This is a genomic window from Mycobacterium shottsii (genome assembly GCF_010728525.1).
GTDB lineage: Bacteria > Actinomycetota > Actinomycetes > Mycobacteriales > Mycobacteriaceae > Mycobacterium > Mycobacterium marinum.
In genome coordinates this window covers 5,081,894-5,098,192 of record NZ_AP022572.1, presented here as the reverse complement: position 1 = coordinate 5,098,192, position 16,299 = coordinate 5,081,894, and the positions used below count along the sequence as shown (strand labels likewise).

At 65.2% G+C, this 16,299-nt stretch carries 13 protein-coding genes and 2 pseudogenes; 10 read left to right on the top strand and 5 right to left on the bottom strand.

Annotation, left to right across the window (positions count from 1 at the left end; genetic code table 11):
- Positions 1-7 precede the first annotated feature (7 nt).
- Entirely contained in the window at positions 8-283 is a 276-nt protein-coding gene (locus G6N41_RS23670; RefSeq protein WP_198965832.1) for a DUF2277 family protein, read from the top strand.
- The gene (locus G6N41_RS23665; protein WP_198965831.1) at positions 280-825 is read left to right on the top strand and encodes a DUF1802 family protein; all 546 of its coding nucleotides are present in this window, start codon (positions 280-282) and stop codon (positions 823-825) included. The genes G6N41_RS23670 and G6N41_RS23665 overlap by 4 nt, the downstream gene beginning before the upstream one ends.
- 123 nt (positions 826-948) lie before the next feature.
- Here the strand turns inward: G6N41_RS23665 and G6N41_RS23660 are convergent, their stop codons facing one another.
- The 4 genes from G6N41_RS23660 to G6N41_RS23645 all read right to left on the bottom strand — a co-directional run bounded on the left by G6N41_RS23660 (position 949) and on the right by G6N41_RS23645 (position 7,462).
- A complete protein-coding gene (locus G6N41_RS23660) occupies positions 949-1,821 on the bottom strand; it encodes an IS5 family transposase (protein ID WP_407663845.1) in 873 nt (290 codons plus the stop codon).
- A gap of 26 nt (positions 1,822-1,847) precedes the next feature.
- On the bottom strand, positions 1,848-4,499 hold the full coding sequence (locus G6N41_RS23655) for a glycosyl hydrolase family 65 protein (protein WP_198965830.1): 2,652 nt from the start codon (positions 4,497-4,499) through the stop codon (positions 1,848-1,850).
- Positions 4,500-5,142: 643 nt separating this feature from the next.
- The gene (locus G6N41_RS23650; RefSeq protein WP_198965829.1) at positions 5,143-6,855 is read right to left on the bottom strand and encodes a CocE/NonD family hydrolase; all 1,713 of its coding nucleotides are present in this window, start codon (positions 6,853-6,855) and stop codon (positions 5,143-5,145) included.
- Between the two features lie 31 nt (positions 6,856-6,886).
- A complete protein-coding gene (locus G6N41_RS23645; RefSeq protein WP_198965828.1) occupies positions 6,887-7,462 on the bottom strand; it encodes a DUF3558 domain-containing protein in 576 nt (191 codons plus the stop codon).
- Between the two features lie 193 nt (positions 7,463-7,655).
- Between G6N41_RS23645 and G6N41_RS23640 the strand changes: the two genes are divergently transcribed.
- The 8 genes and pseudogenes from G6N41_RS23640 to G6N41_RS23605 all read left to right on the top strand — a co-directional run bounded on the left by G6N41_RS23640 (position 7,656) and on the right by G6N41_RS23605 (position 15,432).
- Positions 7,656-7,967, top strand: a complete 312-nt coding sequence (locus G6N41_RS23640; protein ID WP_198965827.1) for a WXG100 family type VII secretion target — start codon at positions 7,656-7,658, stop codon at positions 7,965-7,967.
- Positions 7,958-9,646, top strand: a pseudogene (locus G6N41_RS23635) (alpha/beta hydrolase family protein). Before G6N41_RS23640 ends, G6N41_RS23635 begins: the two are co-directional and overlap by 10 nt.
- A pseudogene (locus G6N41_RS23630) lies at positions 9,646-10,218 on the top strand (LppA family lipoprotein). Before G6N41_RS23635 ends, G6N41_RS23630 begins: the two co-directional pseudogenes overlap by 1 nt.
- 90 nt (positions 10,219-10,308) lie before the next feature.
- The gene (locus G6N41_RS23625; protein WP_198965826.1) at positions 10,309-11,274 is read left to right on the top strand and encodes a metallophosphoesterase family protein; all 966 of its coding nucleotides are present in this window, start codon (positions 10,309-10,311) and stop codon (positions 11,272-11,274) included.
- A complete protein-coding gene (gene pptT, locus G6N41_RS23620; protein WP_198965825.1) occupies positions 11,271-11,954 on the top strand; it encodes a 4'-phosphopantetheinyl transferase PptT in 684 nt (227 codons plus the stop codon). The genes G6N41_RS23625 and pptT overlap by 4 nt, the downstream gene beginning before the upstream one ends.
- Positions 11,951-12,856 carry a tRNA pseudouridine(55) synthase TruB gene (truB, locus tag G6N41_RS23615; protein ID WP_020728343.1) on the top strand — a complete coding sequence of 302 codons (906 nt, stop codon included), beginning with the start codon at positions 11,951-11,953 and terminating at the stop codon, positions 12,854-12,856. Before pptT ends, truB begins: the two co-directional genes overlap by 4 nt.
- A gap of 106 nt (positions 12,857-12,962) precedes the next feature.
- Positions 12,963-14,165 carry a lipid-transfer protein gene (locus tag G6N41_RS23610; protein ID WP_198965824.1) on the top strand — a complete coding sequence of 401 codons (1,203 nt, stop codon included), beginning with the start codon at positions 12,963-12,965 and terminating at the stop codon, positions 14,163-14,165.
- Positions 14,166-14,193: 28 nt separating this feature from the next.
- Entirely contained in the window at positions 14,194-15,432 is a 1,239-nt protein-coding gene (locus tag G6N41_RS23605; RefSeq protein WP_198965823.1) for an acyl-CoA dehydrogenase family protein, read from the top strand.
- A gap of 16 nt (positions 15,433-15,448) precedes the next feature.
- On the opposite strand, the gene mntR is transcribed toward G6N41_RS23605, so the two are convergent.
- The gene (gene mntR, locus G6N41_RS23600) at positions 15,449-16,141 is read right to left on the bottom strand and encodes a manganese-binding transcriptional regulator MntR (protein ID WP_198965822.1); all 693 of its coding nucleotides are present in this window, start codon (positions 16,139-16,141) and stop codon (positions 15,449-15,451) included.
- Between the last annotated feature and the right edge of the window lie 158 nt (positions 16,142-16,299).

Genomic DNA, 16,299 nt, shown 5'->3' with positions numbered 1-16,299 from the left:
TGGAGTTATGTGCCGGAACATCACCGAACTGTGCGGGCTGGAGCCGCCGGCCACTGCCCAGGATATCGCGGCCGCGGCGCGCCAGTATGTGCGCAAAGTCAGCGGGATCACCCATCCCTCGGCTGCCAACGCGGAAGCGTTTGAAGCCGCGGTCGCCGAAGTCACTGCGACCACGACACGGTTGCTCGCCGGGCTAGCCCCCCGGCGGCAGCCGCCAAAGACGGTTCCGCCGTTGCGCCGACCAGAGGTGGTGGCGCGGTTGGCGGGCTCGCAATCGCCATGACGCCCGCGCTGAAGGAGTGGAGCGCCGCGGTGCACGCGCTACTGGACGGGCGCCAGAAGGTGCTGCTGCGCAAGGGTGGCATCGGTGAGAAGCGATTCGAGGTTGCGGCGCAAGAGTTTTTGCTGTTTCCGACGGTGGCGCACAGTCACACCGAGCGGGTTCGACCCGAGCACCGGGATCTACTGACCGCCGCCGCTGCCGATAGAATCGACGACCACCTGCTGATCCGTGCGGCAGCGAAAGTTGTTGCCGCACTGCCCGTCAACCGTCCGGAGGGGCTGGGAGAAATCGAGGATCTGCATATCTGGACCGCAGAGTCGGTACGGTCCGAGCGGCTCGACTTCCGGCCCAAACACAAGCTTGCCGTGCTGGTGGTGCCGGCGATCCCGCTCGCCGAGCCCGTGCGGGTGCGCCGTGTTCCGGAGTTCGGGGGGTGCACCAGTTGGGTCCAGCTACCGATTGCGCCGAGCAACGCGTCGCCGGTGCACGACGAGGCGCTGCTATCGCAGGTCGCTGCCCGCGTCCGTGATGCCGTCGGCTGACTGGCCGGCGCCTGAAACCCGCAACGTCAACTCCGATCGGTTACCACCAATTCACGCAATCCGACATGTTGCTGCGCTGGCCCGGTGACTTCCAGTTTCACGTAGCGGGCTAGGTCCTGTCTGCTAATTGCGGACGCGGTGGTAGGTGATGATGGCGGCCAGGGTGGCACCGCTGAGGTAGGTCAGGGCGTATTTGTCGTAGCAGGTGGCGACCGCGCGCCAGTGTTTGAGCCGGTTGAAGCTTCGCTCGACGGTGTTGCGGTGCTTGTAGATTCGGCCTGAGAACCCCGGAGGCCGTCCTCTGTTGCGGCCTTTGGCTTTGCGGCGGGTGATCTGGTCGCTGCGCTCGGGGATGGTATGGGCGATCTTGAGCCGGCGCAGCTGTGCCCGCGTCGAGTCATGGGAGTACGCCTTGTCCGCCAGCAGGTGAAACGGGGCGTATGAGTTGCTGCACCGGGCGGCCAGCAGTGGCCAAAGCATCGGATTATCACCGGCTTGACCGGCCGACAGTGCCAGGGTGACCGGACTGCACAGCTGGTCGGTCAAGGCGTGGATCTTGGTAGTCAGCCCGCCGCGGGAATGCCCAATGGCGTGGTCATCGGGCTCATGGAGATATTTCTTGTAATTCGACAGATCCCCCTGTGCGGCGCCCGGGCGCGCTCCGGCTGCGTGTTGGTGGGCGCGCACACTGGTCGAATCGACCGACAACAGTGCGCCCAGGTCGGCGTCCTCGGCGTCGAGGTCAGAGGCGATCGCCGCGAAGATCCGCGCGTAGATGCCATCGACCGACCAGCGTAGATGCCTCTCGGCCACCGATTGCCAGGGACCGAAGTGCTCGGGCAGGTCACGCCACGGAGATCCCGTACGGTAACGCCAGATAATGCCCTCCAGAGTACGTCGATGATCGTTCCACGGCCGGCCACGCCGCCGCCCCGCAGGCAACACCGCCACGATCAGCGACCACAAATCATCAGAAATCGCATGCGTCCGCATCACCCAAACAGCATCAGCCAAAACACCATTCACATTAAGCAGACACGCCCTAGCCGCGGCGGCGTAAGCTCGGTCCCCGTTTCGCTGAAATGCTCACCATCAACGGAGGTGAACAGGCGCAAGGAGCTCGGCGCAACATCAGTCCACGTCGTCGCGATCTTGGTGAGCTGCCGTGGCTGGCCCAAGTCGACGGTGAGGGAGCCCGCGGTTCCGTTGGGCGCCCAGCTGGTCGCGTTGTTGCCGTCGACCGCAGCCTCGGCGTACCGTCCCGGCTCCTCCGATGTGGCGGTCGCGGGTCGGCACCGAGCGACATCGCTGGTCGGTGTGAGATCCGGGCGCCGGGTCTCGAGGACCAGCGGCTCTTGCGCGCTCACCACATGGTCCCGGTCCGTGGCGTGCACCGTGAATGGCTCACCGTCGCGAAGGCTGACCTGTGTGGTCTGGGGCCCGATAGCGATGTCGAAGGTGCGGCCCTGCCAATGCAGGTTGGCAACTTCCACGCCGTCGGCGAGCTGCGGCGGCAGCATCGGGTCGACGACGATGCCGTCGGCGCGCAATCGCAGGCCGGTCAGACCGAAGGTGAACACCTGCGTGAATCCGCCGCCGCCGGTCAGGAAGCTAAACGCCGGAGGCCCGGTGCGCGCACTGCCACTGTCATCGCGAGTTTCCGAAAGCTGCGCGAATGGCGCTCTGAGGTATGGCAGCACGGAACGGTCCAGGTAGGTGTTGGTCGCACACCCCGGTTCGCCGGTGGCGGCCGCGTCGATTGCGTGCACGGCATCCGTCATGGCAGGACCGTCCGGGTCGGTGCGCGGTGCGTAGAAGTCGAGGGTGTTGGTCGCGGCTTCACGTGACATCGGCCACTCCAACGGATATTGGAGCAATACGGAGTCGGCCTGCTTGATCGTGCTGTCTCGGTAGCCGTCGTACTGCATAAAAACCTTGTGGCTCGGGTCGAACGGAATCCGCAGGTGTTCGGCGATCTGTTCCCATCGCGGGGGCGCCGTTTCGCCAATCAGCCGCGCCGCTTCGGTGGCGCGGGTGAGCGCCATAGCGGCGCCCGCGTTGGTGAATACGCCATCGGTGACACCGTTGCTGTACTCGTCGGGCCCGGCGACGTTGGCAACCGAGTAGCTCCCGTCACGATTGACCCGCACGCGGCCGGCCCAATACTCGGCGACCGCCTGCAGGACCGGCCAGCCGTCGTGGCGTAGCCATCGCCGGTCGCCGGTGGCCAGGTAGTACTGCCACATGGCAAACCCGACGTCACTTTGCAGATGGTTTTGGGTCAGGCAGTGTGGCGGATCCCAGCTGTGGCAGTCGGCGTATACATCGCCGGTGTCCGCACTCGTCCACGGGTAGAAAGCGCCCTTCTCGCCGATCGATTGCGCGTTACGGCGCGCTGCCGGCAGCGTTGTCACCCGGTAATCGATGATGTTGCGCGCGATTTCGGGGTGCGCGAGCAGCAGGTTCGGGTACATCCACAGCTCGGTATCCCAAAAGATCAGCCCGGCGTAGTTGTCACTGCTCAGCCCGGCCGGCGCGACGCTGCTGGCCTGACCCTCACGGATGCTGGACAGCAGGGCGTAGTTCGTTGAACGCAACGCGTCCTGCAGCTGTGGACGCCCGACAACTTGGACGTCGCTTCGCCACAACCGCGACCACTGCTCGGCATGCGTCGCGAACACATTGCCCCAACCGCGCTCGGCCGCATCCCGGGAGAACCGCACCGCGGTCGAGGCATCTCGGCGCCTGGTGTCCACACCCACGAACTTTGCGAATTCGTAGGTGTGACCCGGCTCGACTTGGAAATCGACGGCATGCTCAGCGGTCAGACCGTCGGCGCGGTGGTGGTGTTCGCGCACCTTTGCTGACGGACCGGCCTGCAGCGTTGACGCGACCGCGCCGTTCACACCCACCCCGTCGGTGGAAAAGCCGACATGAATGGTGTTTTCGTTGGCACCAGACCCGGTCGGCTGTACCCGCCGTGCTCCGGCCCCATCGATTCGGTCGACGACCTGAGCCGGTCCGCTCCAGTGCGGCGTCATCTTCAGGCGCACCGCCCCGACGTGCGGGTTCGCTCGATCGGCCAGCACCTGGTACTCCAGGTCCGTCGCACGCCCGTCTGGTGTCGTCCACGTCAACGACGTGCGCAGTAGCCCGCACCTGAGGTTGAGCGTCTGCCGAAAATTCGACACCTGCTTCGGGGACACTTCGGGCGAGTACTTGTGGGCGCCTTGCTGTACCTCCAACGTCGACCACGTGGGTATCGCCGCGATGGCACGCCGGGGCACGGAGCTCTGCTTGGTCGGAGCCACGGAGTACAAGCCCGCGGTGAAAGCGCCGCCGAAACGCGGTGTGAAGAGGGGGAATCCGGTCTCCTCACCGGTCTGCGCATACCCCATGCCCGCCGGCGGCACTTGTTGCGACAGGTAGCCGTTGCCGACGAAGGCGTGCCGGCCATACGAGTTGTCGAACTCGTCAGACGTGAACTCCCAACCTGGTCCACCATCGCAGCGATCGGCCGCTGCCGGGGTCGCCTGGCTCGGTGCCACGGCGGAAGCGGTCAGCATCCCGGCCGCAACAACGGTGCAGAATCGGGTGAAGAGCCGACCGCGGCGCGCTCGAGTCTGAAACGCCGGGGTCACATCGGCCCGGTGGGCATTCTGGTCGGCCTTCACGTGAGCGAACCCCCAGGTGAACGTCGTGCGCCCGGCACGGTGGGCCGTTCGACTCCGAAGTCGGCTGCCCTGAGGGCGGATCGCGCGGCGGTGGGCACCACAGCGCCCGCGCCGCCCAGCGAACAACTGGTCAATACCTCGATCATGTAACGCACCAAATCGTCAATAGTTCCATCATGGGTGGGCTTGACCCCGTCCAATCGGTACGGGTCCGGCGGCTTGCGCCGTGTGAGCAAGTCGGTCTTGAACTCGACGGGAGCCGAGCATACCCAGAGCCGGTCGCGGACGCGAACCACACAGGCAGCGCGGGTCTTCACCTCAGCCAAATCGCGCGACGCTGCAATCAATGACGGGCAGATATCCCAAATGCTATGGAAAGCAGTGCTATTGAGGTGCAGAGGCGGAAACGGCCGGCTCCAGATTTTGCTGACCGACCGTGCCGCGGCGGAGGAGTTCAGGGATGCTGGCGCCCGCGTTGGGCGCTCATCGATCGTTGACGTGCTGCACTGCGCTACTGCGCATTTCAATCCGCGGTCGGCGCATCTCCGGGCCAAGCCCGTCGAGCCGCCATTTCGGCTCTCTCGGCCGAATCGCATTGACTGCCAGGCTAATTCGTCTCAATCCCAGATCCCGTGCGGACGCGTCATTCGGGTGATTCGTCGCTGCCCGCGTCCGTGATGTCGTTGGCTGACTGGTCGACACCGAGCAGCAGCCGCGACTGGCCGAAGTACACCGAGTGGGTGGCCGGTTGCACCTGCCGTCCGGTCAGGGTCGGCTCGTCGGTGCCCAGGTGGCGGGCATAACGCGGGAACCAGCTGCCCGCAATCAAGACGCGAATACGCGAGCCGGCCTTGAAGCGGTGAGCGATCGGATCGAGTTCGATGCGGACCGTTTCGGGCGCGTCGCCCAGTCGCTGGTAACCGTCACTGACGTTGCGGGATCGCCCGTTGCTGTCGACCTCACTGATCCGGACAAACACGTCGACGTTGGGATTGTCCGAGCTGTGGGTCAACTCGATCACCGGGTGCCCGTGAATCCACAGATCATGGGTCAGCGCGGAGCCGGTGAAGGTGAGCACGTCATTGCGTGAAGCGAGCCGACTGTCGTTGCGATAGCCGGCTTTGGAGGACAACAGCGGGCCGCCGATGGTCGGGGTGGGATCGGTGGGGTCGTAGCGGAACGTTGCCGGTGTCGTTGCGTCGGGCGGCGCGATCTCGCTGAGGCGGCCGGTGGGGTGCAGGTAGAGCTCATGGTCAGTGGTTTTCGGCGGCCAGTCCGAAAGGTGGCGCCAGCCCTCGCCGGTCACGTAGACGCGAACCGCGTCGGGCCGGCGCAACTCGCCCGTGCCGCCCAGGTGGGTGTCGAGCCAGTCCAACGTTTCTTGTGCGCCGACGGTCAGCCCTTTGCTGAGTAGCTGCGAGTGGGTCCATGGGCCGATGGTCAGCGCGACGTCCACGCCGCGGTCGCGCAGATGCCGATACTGCTGCAACGTCTGTTGCACAAAGACGTCTTGCCAACCGCCGACCAGAAGTACCGGAACCTGCACCCGGTCCAATGCGTCCTGGGAGCGCATCCGGTCCCAAAACGGATCGCTGTGGTCGGTGTGCTCGACCCACGATTCGAACCACGGCGCCCCCGTACCGAGCAGCTTCCTGGCCGATTCACCCATCGGTAATTCGGCCGCCGCTCGCGCCACCCGGCGCGGGGCGGTCAGTTGGCGGATTCCGGTCCGGATGCGCACCGGATCTTCCTGGCGGGCGACCAACTCGCTCCAGCCCAGGAAGTCGTTGATGGCAAACGAGCCGGTTCCCCAGACCGAGGACCGTAAGTCGTGGGGGCCCGCGGTGATCACCGCCGCGGCCAGCTCCGGAGGCGGATCCTGCAACAACGCCCACTGGGTGAACCCCAGGTAGGACACCCCGATGGTGGCGAACCGGCCGGTGAACCAGGGCTGCCGGCGCAGCCACTCGACGGTGTCCGCGCCGTCGGCCGCCTCGTTGACCATTGGCTCGAACTGCCCGGCGGACCCGAAGGTTCCCCGCACGCTCTGCAGCACGACTTGGTAGCCGCGGGCGGCATACAGGCGGGCGAACACCAACGAGAACGGAAATCCGCGCCCGTAGGGTCCGCGGACCAGCACGGTCCCGGCAGGTCGCGACGTAGTGGGGCAGTAGTGGTCGGCCACCAGGTGGACACCGTCGCGCATCGGGACTCCGACGCGGCTCACGGTGTAGCGGGTGGTCGCGCGCGGTAGGCCCAATAAGCCGCCGAGAGCGCCGCCGGCCGCGCTGCCGCCGACTCGTTTGGTCAAGGCGCGCAGCGTGGGCTGCCCGACGTCGGTCGAAGTGATGCTCATATCCCCAGGTTAGCCACGCTCGCTAGCGGAGCTAGAAAACGTAGTAGGGGGCAAGTTCATTTGCCCGCTGCAGGTTGGTTGCCTGGCAGTCGACATCGGGCTCGGAGTAGACGGTGGAGTAGTAGAGCGACTGCTGGATCACCCCGTAGCTGGTTTTGAAGGTGACCATGCAGGAGGAGAACCAGAAGTTGTTGTGATAGGTCGGCTTCATCACCCAGTACTGAGCCGCCCGGTGGCCCGCGATAGTGGTCTCGATGGCATCCGGCGGCAGGGTCTGAGCGTAGCTGCGCCAGACGATCGTTTCGACGGCCATCTGGTAGTTGCCCGCATCGAAGTGGCACCGCAACCCATCCTCGTGTTCGGGCGGCGTGTAGGCCAGACCGAGTCGCTGCACGGCGTCGAACGGGATGTCTTCGCACGCGTCGAACGGGCGTACGTTGTTGGTCTCCACGATCGGGCTCTTCATCGTGCTCGACAGCGGCGCGGTGGTTGAGCGCAGATCGATGCTTTCGCCTCTGGTGGGGGCCGGCGCGACGCCCTGCCAGCCGATCACCGCCGCTGCGACCAGTGCGCCAAGCGCTCCGGCCAGACGCACTTTGGTAAGCACGACACCCCCTGCCTTTGGGCGGTCCCTTTGCCCGGAGTGTACAAGTCGGCTCCGCGCCGCCACAGTCAAACGAGAACTTGTTCTAGTCCGGGGGGTTGATTTCTTGGTGGCCAACTCGAGCGTGGCGCAGCTCGAATTTCGCCCTGACCCGCGATGAAGTGCGCTTGGTGGCGCCCAGCGCAAGAATGTCTGGGTGTTTGAGATCAACCCGGAGCAATGGGTGCGCTCAGCGGCGCATGTCACCGGGCAGGGGGAGGACTTGGCGGCCGGACATTTGTCGTCCGATCATCGGATCCAGGCCGCTCAGTCCGGGTGGCAGGGCGCGTCGGCGCTGGCTCTCAATGCCGCCATGGACGACTGGCTGGAAATGTTGAGGGCGTTGTTGAGCAGAATCGGCGATCATGCACGCGGCCTGCATCAAGCCGCCGTCGCGCATACGGCGGAAGAGGAGGAGCGGGCCCGCGCGCTCGCCCAAGTGGGCGTTGGTTGTGATCGGTGTCGCTGACGGTCGCCGATATCGATCGGTGGGACGCGCAAGCGGTTCGGGAAGTGTTCCACGCGGCCACCGCCCGAGCCCAGGTAAGCTTGGAGGTGTCGCGTCAGCTGGCCACGCTGTCGATTTTTGCCAACTCCGGTGGCAAGACCGCCGAGGCTGCCGCGCGTCAGAACGCGGGACTTCGCCGCGATCTCGACGCCCACGGTAATGAAGCGTTGGCAGTTGCGAGGGCGGCGGATCGGGCCGCTGATGGGATTGTGAAGGTCCAATCGGAGTTGGCCGCGTTGCGCAAAGCCGCCGCGGCCGCCGAACTGCAGATCGATGCGCTGAGCAACCGGGTGGTGCCGATTCCGGGCTTGCGCCACACCGAGTCCGAATGGGCGCGGGTGCTTGCCAAGCAAGCCGAGCTGCAGGCTGACCTGGGGGCGATTGTGGTTGAGGCGAACACCATCGACGAGGAATTGGCGTCAGCGGTCAACATGGCCGACGGCGATTCGCCCATCCCGGCCGAGGCTGGTGCGCCGGTCGGACCCGAGGGGCTGACACCGACTCAGCGGGCCAGCGATGCCAACGAGGAGCTGTTGCGTGAGGAACGCGCCAAGCTGCGAGCCCGGATTGGGCAGTTGCAGGGGCGCTATGACCAGCTGGCGGCGCGGGCCGCCAGCGACTACAACAACGGCATCCTCGACAGCGATGCGATGGGCCAGCTCGCCGCCCTTGACGATCAGCTGACCGCCGCCAAGGGCCGGCTGGGCGATCTCGATGCGGTTGATCAGTCCTTGAGCCGCGCCCCGGAAACGTACTTGGCCCAGTTGCGGCTTCCGGACGACCCGCACCAGCAGGTGCTGGCGGCGGTGGCTGTTGGCAATCCGGACACCGCAGCCAATGTTTCGGTGACCGTGCCCGGAGTCGGTTCCACCACCCGGGGCACCTTGCCGGGCATGGTTTCCGAGGCACGCAACCTTCGGCTTGAGGAAATGCGGCAGTTGAAGAATTCCGGCAAACCGACGTCGGTCGCCACGATCGCGTGGATGGGCTATGAGCCGCCCCCCAACCCGCTCGATACCGCAAGTGCGGGTGACCTGTGGCAGACCATGACCGATGGGCAGGCACGTGCGGGCGCCGGCGATTTGTCCAGGTATTTGCAGCAGGTGCGCGCCAATAACCCCTCCGGCCACCTCACCGTGTTGGGGCACTCCTATGGCTCGTTGACGGCGTCGCTAGCTCTGCAGGACCTCAACGCCCATGGCGCGCATCCCGTCAACGATGTCGTGTTCTACGGTTCACCCGGCCTGGAGCTCTACAGCCCGGCTCAGCTGGGACTCGAGCACGGGCATGCTTATGTCATGCAGGCGCCGCACGATTTGATCACCAGCGTGGTGGCCCCGCTGGCCCCGCTACACGGTTGGGGGCCGGACCCGTATCTGACTCCCGGGTTGACGGAGTTGTCGTCATAGGCCGGTTTCGATCCCGGCGGGATCTGGCGGGACGGGGCGTATGCCCATGGCGATTATCCGCGAGTCTTCCAAGATGCCGCCGGGCAGCCACAGCTGCGGATGTCGGGCTATAACCTGGCGGCGATCGCCGCTGGGCTGCCGGACAATAAGGTCGGCGCGCCGCTGCTCCCGCCGGTTCTGGGCGGCGGGATGCCGGCAGCGCCCGGCCACGTATTGGCGGGAGGGCATTGATGCGGTGGCGGCTGGTGGGGTTGTTGGCGCTAATTTGTGTGCTGGTGCTGGGGTGCGGTCCCAGTGGTTCTGGTGGTCTTGGGCGTGGTGGTGAGCAGGAGGGCCCGTTGAGTCCGGAGAAGGTTGCTGAACTGGAGAACCCCTTGCGGGCCAAGCCTTCTTTGGAGGCGGCCAAGGATCAGTACCGCGCGGCGGTGACCCGGATGGCCGATGCGATCGCGGCCCTGGTGACGGGGTTGACCTGGTCGATGGATGTGGACAGCTGGAATCATTGCGGTGGCGAGTACGTCTAGACCACCGCCAAAATGGCGTATTTCATGGTCGGATTCAGCGGGCCGATTCCCGACGACAAGTGGCCGCAGGCTGTTCAGATTGTCAAAGATGGTGGGCAGCAATTCGGCGCCACCACCTTTGGGGTGATGAAGGACAAGCCGGGCGACCATGACGTCTACCTCGCTGGGCACGGGGGCGTCGAGTTCAAACTGGGCACCCAGGTGGCCTCATCGCTCACGGCACAGTCGGACTGCCGGATCAGTGAGACCCACACACCCAGCCCACCGCCGACCCCTTAGCCTGGGGCCTTGAACCCCGCCGCTGCACCCGAGGTGTGCGGGACCCAAGGATTTCGTCTCCACTTCACCGGGTCGTTAGGCTGGTGAGTCGTGACAGGACACGAATCGACCGGCGGGGCGCAGCCGACGTTGTGGGCTGTCTCCGATCTGCACACCGGTCACATGGGCAACAAGCCGGTCACCGAGTCGCTGTACCCCTCCTCGCCAGAGGACTGGCTGATCGTCGCCGGCGACGTTGCCGAGCGCACCGACGAGATTCGTTGGTCGCTGGACTTGCTGCGGCGGCGATTCGCAAAGGTGATCTGGGTGCCTGGAAACCATGAGCTTTGGACGACCACCCGCGATCCGATGCAGATTTTTGGCCGGGCGCGCTATGACTACCTGGTCAACATGTGCGACGAAATGGGCGTGGTGACACCCGAGCACCCCTTCCCGGTATGGACCGAACGGGGTGGCCCGGCCACCATCGTGCCGATGTTCTTGCTGTACGACTACTCGTTTCTGCCCAGCGGCGCGACCACCAAAGCCGAGGGCATGGCCATCGCGAAGCAACGCAATGTGGTGGCCACCGACGAATTCCTGCTCTCGCCCGAGCCCTATGCCACCCGGGATGCCTGGTGCCGCGAGCGGGTTGCCGCTACCCGCGCCCGCCTCGAACAGCTCGACTGGATGCAGCCCACCGTGCTGGTGAATCACTTCCCGCTGCTGCGCGAACCGTGTGACGCGATGTTCTACCCGGAATTCTCGATGTGGTGTGGAACCACCAAGACGGCCGACTGGCATACCCGCTACAACGCGCTGTGTTCGGTCTACGGCCATCTGCACATCCCGCGCACCACATGGCATGACGGCGTGCGCTTTGAAGAGGTGTCGGTGGGCTACCCGCGGGAATGGCGTCGACGCAAGCCCTACAGCTGGCTGCGTCAGGTGTTGCCGGACCCCCAGTACGCGCCGGGGTACCTCAACGACTTCGGCGGTCATTTCGTGATCACTCCGGAGATGAGGGCGCAGGCCACCAAGTTCCGGGAAAGACTGCGGCAGCGGCAGGATCGGTGACAATCAGCATGTTGGTGTCGTCGGTTCTACCCGGCACCGTGGTCGATGATCTGGCGTATGCGGAGCTGTACTCGGACCCGCCCGGCCTGGTGTCGCTGCCCGAAGAGGAACCACTGATCGCCAGGTCGGTTGCCAAGCGGCGCAACGAGTTCATCACCGTCCGCCACTGTGCTCGCGTCGCGTTGGGCGACCTCGGTGTGCCGCCGGTGCCGATTCTCAAGGGCGACAAGGGGCAACCGTGCTGGCCCGACGGCGTGGTGGGTAGCCTCACCCACTGCTCGGGCTACCGCGGTGCCGTGGTCGGTCGCAGCGCCGCGGTGCGTTCGGTGGGCATCGACGCCGAACCGCACGACGTGTTGCCCAACGGCGTGCTCGATGCGATCAGCTTGCCCGAAGAGCGCGACGAGATACCGTCGGCAATGCCGGACGGCCTGCACTGGGACCGAATACTGTTCTGCGCCAAGGAAGCAACCTACAAAGTATGGTTTCCGCTGACCAATCGGTGGCTGGGATTCGAGGACGCGCACATCACCTTCGAGGCCGATGCCTCGGGGCGGACCGGCCGCTTTGTCTCCCGCATCTTGATCGATCCGAGTGCGCTGTGGGGCCCGCCCCTGACGACACTTCACGGTCGATGGTCGGTTGAGCGCGGGCTGGTGCTGACCGCGATCGTGCTATGAGCCGGCAGAACGCCGGTCCCGGCTTTGGCCCGGGCATCGTTGTGGTCGACAAGCCGGGGGGAATGACCAGCCACGACGTGGTTGGGCGCTGCCGCAGGATCTTCGGCACCCGCCGGGTCGGCCACGCGGGAACCCTGGACCCGATGGCCACCGGTGTGCTGGTGATCGGCATCGAGCGTGCCACCAAGATCCTTGGCCTGCTGACCGCCACCTCGAAGTCGTACGCTGCCACCATCCGGTTGGGCCAGACGACCTCCACCGAGGACGCCGAAGGCGAGCCGCTGGCCTCGGCGTCCACCGAACATGTCGCACCCGAGGCGATCGCCGCGGCGATCTTGGATTTGACCGGCGACATCAGACAAGTTCCGTCGGCGGTCAGCGCGATCAAGGTGGACGGCCGGCGCGCGTATCAACTGGCCCGGGAAGGCCAGACGGTCGAGCTTGCGGCGCGCCCGGTGCGCATCGACCGATTCGAGCTGATGGATCTGCGACGCGGCGCCGATGTGGTCGATATCGACGTCGAAGTCGACTGCTCGTCGGGGACCTACATCCGCGCCCTGGCGCGCGATCTTGGTGCGGCGCTCGATGTGGGAGGTCATTTGACGTCGCTGCGGCGCACCCGCGTTGGTCACTTCGACCTGTCCCAGGCCGCGTCACTCGACGAGCTGGTCGAGCGGCCGGCGCTGAGCCTGACCCTCGATCAGGCCTGCCTGCTGATGTTTCCGCGCCGCGACCTCACCGTCGACGAATCTCAGTCCGTGGGCAACGGTCGTCCCCTTGAACCGGCCGGAATCGACGGCATCTACGCCGCCAGCGATGCCGATGGCCGGGTGATTGCGCTGTTGCGCGACGAGGGACGCCGCACCAAGTCGGTGGTGGTGATCCGCCCGGCGACGATGTAGGGGACCCGCCCCTAAAGTCGATGCGGCCGGGTTGCACACTGTGCAAGAGGGGTCGTTCCGGCCTTTCAGCCGCTAAGGGGGGCCTGGAAGGGTAGTAGGGGTAAAGATGCCTAACAACGGTTCGAACAGGGTTTTTGTCATCGGCGTCGGCATGACGAAGTTTGAGAAGCCGGGTCGTCGTGAAGGCTGGGATTATCCCGACATGGCGCGCGAGTCGGGAACCAACGCGCTCAATGACGCCGGCATCGAGTACCGCGAAGTCGAGCACGCCTACATCGGCTATGTCTATGGAGAGTCGAGGTCGGGCCAGCGGGCGCTCTACGAACTGGGTATGACGGGCATTCCGGTCGTCAACGTCAACAACAACTGCTCCACCGGTTCCACCGCGTTGTTCCTGGCGGCACAGGCGATCCGCGGCGGACTCGCCGACTGCACCGTCGCGCTGGGCTTCGAGAAGATGAAGCCGGGCTCGCTGTCCTCGTCCTACGACGACCGCACGCAACCGATGGACAAACACGTCAAGGTGCTGGCCCAAATAGCCGAATTCGCGTTTCTGTTGGCTCCCTGGATGTTTGGGGCCGCCGGACGCGAACACATGCAGCAGTACGGCAGCACGGCCGAGCACTTCGCCAAGATTGGCTTCAAGAACCACAAGCATTCGGTCAACAACCCGTTCGCGCAGTTCCAGGAGGCCTACACGCTCGACGACATCCTGGCGTCGCGGATGATCTACGAGCCACTCACCAAGCTGCAGTGTTCGCCGACCTCCGACGGTTCGGGGGCGGCGATCCTGGCGTCGGAATCCTTCGTCGACAGCCACGGGCTGGCTGGGCGAGCGGTCGAGATCGTCGGCCAGGCCATGACCACCGACTTCGCGTCGACCTTCGACGGCAGCGCCAAGAACCTCATCGGATACGACATGAATGTCCAAGCGGCACAGCGCGTTTACCAACAATCTGGACTTGGCCCCGAAGATTTTCAAGTGATCGAGCTGCACGACTGCTTCTCGGCCAACGAGTTGTTGCTCTACGAAGCGCTGGGCCTGTGCGGCCAAGGTGAGGCACCCAAACTGATCGACAACGGCGACACCACCTACGGCGGACGTTGGGTGGTCAACCCTTCGGGTGGGCTGATCTCCAAGGGGCATCCGCTCGGTGCGCCCGGTCTGGCCCAGTGCTGCGAGCTCACCTGGCAGCTTCGTGGCACCACCGACAGGAGGCAGGTCGACAACGTCACGGCCGCGCTACAGCACAATATCGGGCTCGGTGGCGCCGCCGTGGTCACCGCCTACCAGCGCGCCGAACGCTGAGCGGCGAGCGGGCGGCGAGGCGGCTCCGATGATCGAGTGGTCTGACACAGATCTGATGATGCGCGACGCGGTTCGTCAATTCATCGACAGGGAGATTCGGCCAAATCTGGATGAACTGGAAACCGGTGCGCTATCGCCGTATCCGATCATGCGCAAGCTGTTCAGTCAGTTCGGTTTGGATGTGCTGGCAGCCGAATCGGTCAAGTCGATATTGGACGCCGAGCGCGCCAACCAAGGCGAAAAGCGGCACCGAACCAGCGGTTCGGGTGGCCTGGGGCCCCAGGCGTCGATGGCCGCGGTGCTGGTGTCCGAGCTCGCCGGAGTCAGCATCGGCTTGCTGAGCACGGTCGCGGTGAGCCTTGGATTGGGCGCGGCGACCATCATGAGCCGCGGCACGCTGGCGCAGAAGCAGCGCTGGTTGCCCGAGTTGATGACGCTGGAAAAGATCGCGGCGTGGGCGATCACCGAGCCGGATTCCGGCTCGGATGCGTTCGGCGGCATGAAGACTCACGTCAAACGTGACGGCGCCGACTACATCCTCAACGGTCAGAAGACTTTCATCACCAACGGTCCTTACGCCGACGTGTTGTTGGTGTACGCCAAACTCGACGAGGCCGGAGCCACGTCCTCGGACCGGCGGGACCGGCCGGTACTCATCTTTGTGCTCGAATCGGGTATGGAAGGCCTCACGCAAGGCAAGCCATTCAAGAAAATGGGCATGATGTCCTCGCCGACCGGCGAGTTGTTCTTCGACAACGTGCGGCTGACTCCGGACCGTCTGCTCGGCGAGAGTGAACACCACGGCGACGGTGACGGACGTGAGAGCGCCCGTGCCAATTTCGCTGTGGAACGTCTCGGGGTGGCGCTGATGGCGCTGGGCATCATCAACGAATGTCACCGGTCGTGCGTGGACTACGCAAAGACTCGTACGTTGTGGGGCAAGAACATCGGGCAGTTCCAACTGATCCAGCTCAAGCTGGCCAAGATGGAGGTGGCCCGAATCAACGTCGAGAACATGGTCTTTCAGACACTCGAGAAGCTCAAGGCGGGCAGGGAACCGACACTGGCCGAAGCGTCGGCGATCAAGCTGTACTCCTCCGAAGCCGCCACCGACGTCGCGATGGAGGCCGTCCAGTTATTTGGCGGCAACGGCTACATGGCCGAGTACCGGGTGGAACAGCTTGCGCGCGATGCAAAGTCGCTGATGATCTATGCCGGAAGCAATGAGGTCCAGGTAACTCACATCGCCAAGGGCCTACTTGGCTGAGGTCGGATCAGACCGATCAGGCCACCACCCAGATCGCTCGCGCCGCGGGGCTCCCCAAATCGACCGTGTTCGCGGCGCCTTCGGCCGATTCGATCGCCACCGAGATCATGCCGGCGAATTCACGCCGGGTCAGGACCCGCAGCTGCGAGTCGAGGTTGATCCCGACACTGTCGAAATACCGCAGCATCTCCGGGTCGGCATCGGATATGCGTGCCACGGTCGCGGTGTCACCATCCCGACAGGCCCACAGCTGGCGGGCCGGTGGGGTGGGCACTTGCCCGTCGGAGGCGGGAATGGGATCACCATGGGGATCCCGCCGCGGGAAGCCCAGCTTCGCGTCGATCCGGGCCACCAGGCGATCCGATACCGCGTGCTCGAGCACCTCGGCCTCGTCGTGCACCTCATCCCAGCCGTAGCCGAGCTCATTGACCAGGAAGGTTTCCAAGAGCCGGTGCCGGCGCACCATCGCCAGCGCGGCTCGCCGCCCCGAGTCGGTCAGGGTCACTGCACCGTACTTTTCGTGGTCAACCAGGCCCTGCTCGGCGAGTTTGCGTATCGACTCCGAAGCGGTGCTGGCCGACACGCCGATCTTCTCCGCCAGCATCTTGGTGCTGACCCTTTCCCGCGACCACTCCTGAGCCGTCCAAATGACTTTCAGATAGTCCTGGGCAACCGTGGTGAGACCGCCAGGCTCCTCGTCAGCCCTCACAAGGAGAAAGTTTAGGCAACCCACGCCTGATCGGCGGTCCAGCCCGCCAAACGAGCGTGTCCCGGTGGGCCCCGATGACCGTCCGAGCGCGCGCCGAACCCGCTCGGACAGCGGCGCCAAGACCCGCCAACCCCAGCGATGCTGTACGCCGCGGTCCC

What these genes read in the sequence shown, in the direction of transcription:
- G6N41_RS23670 (WP_198965832.1), top strand. Translation starts at nt 8, where the DNA reads ATGTGCCGGAACATCACCGAACTGTGCGGGCTGGAGCCGCCGGCCACT.
- G6N41_RS23665 (WP_198965831.1), top strand. Translation starts at nt 280, where the DNA reads ATGACGCCCGCGCTGAAGGAGTGGAGCGCCGCGGTGCACGCGCTACTG.
- G6N41_RS23650 (WP_198965829.1), bottom strand. Translation starts at nt 6,855, where the DNA reads ATGAGCATCACTTCGACCGACGTCGGGCAGCCCACGCTGCGCGCCTTG.
- truB (WP_020728343.1), top strand. Translation starts at nt 11,951, where the DNA reads ATGAGCCGGCAGAACGCCGGTCCCGGCTTTGGCCCGGGCATCGTTGTG.
- G6N41_RS23610 (WP_198965824.1), top strand. Translation starts at nt 12,963, where the DNA reads ATGCCTAACAACGGTTCGAACAGGGTTTTTGTCATCGGCGTCGGCATG.
- G6N41_RS23605 (WP_198965823.1), top strand. Translation starts at nt 14,194, where the DNA reads ATGATCGAGTGGTCTGACACAGATCTGATGATGCGCGACGCGGTTCGT.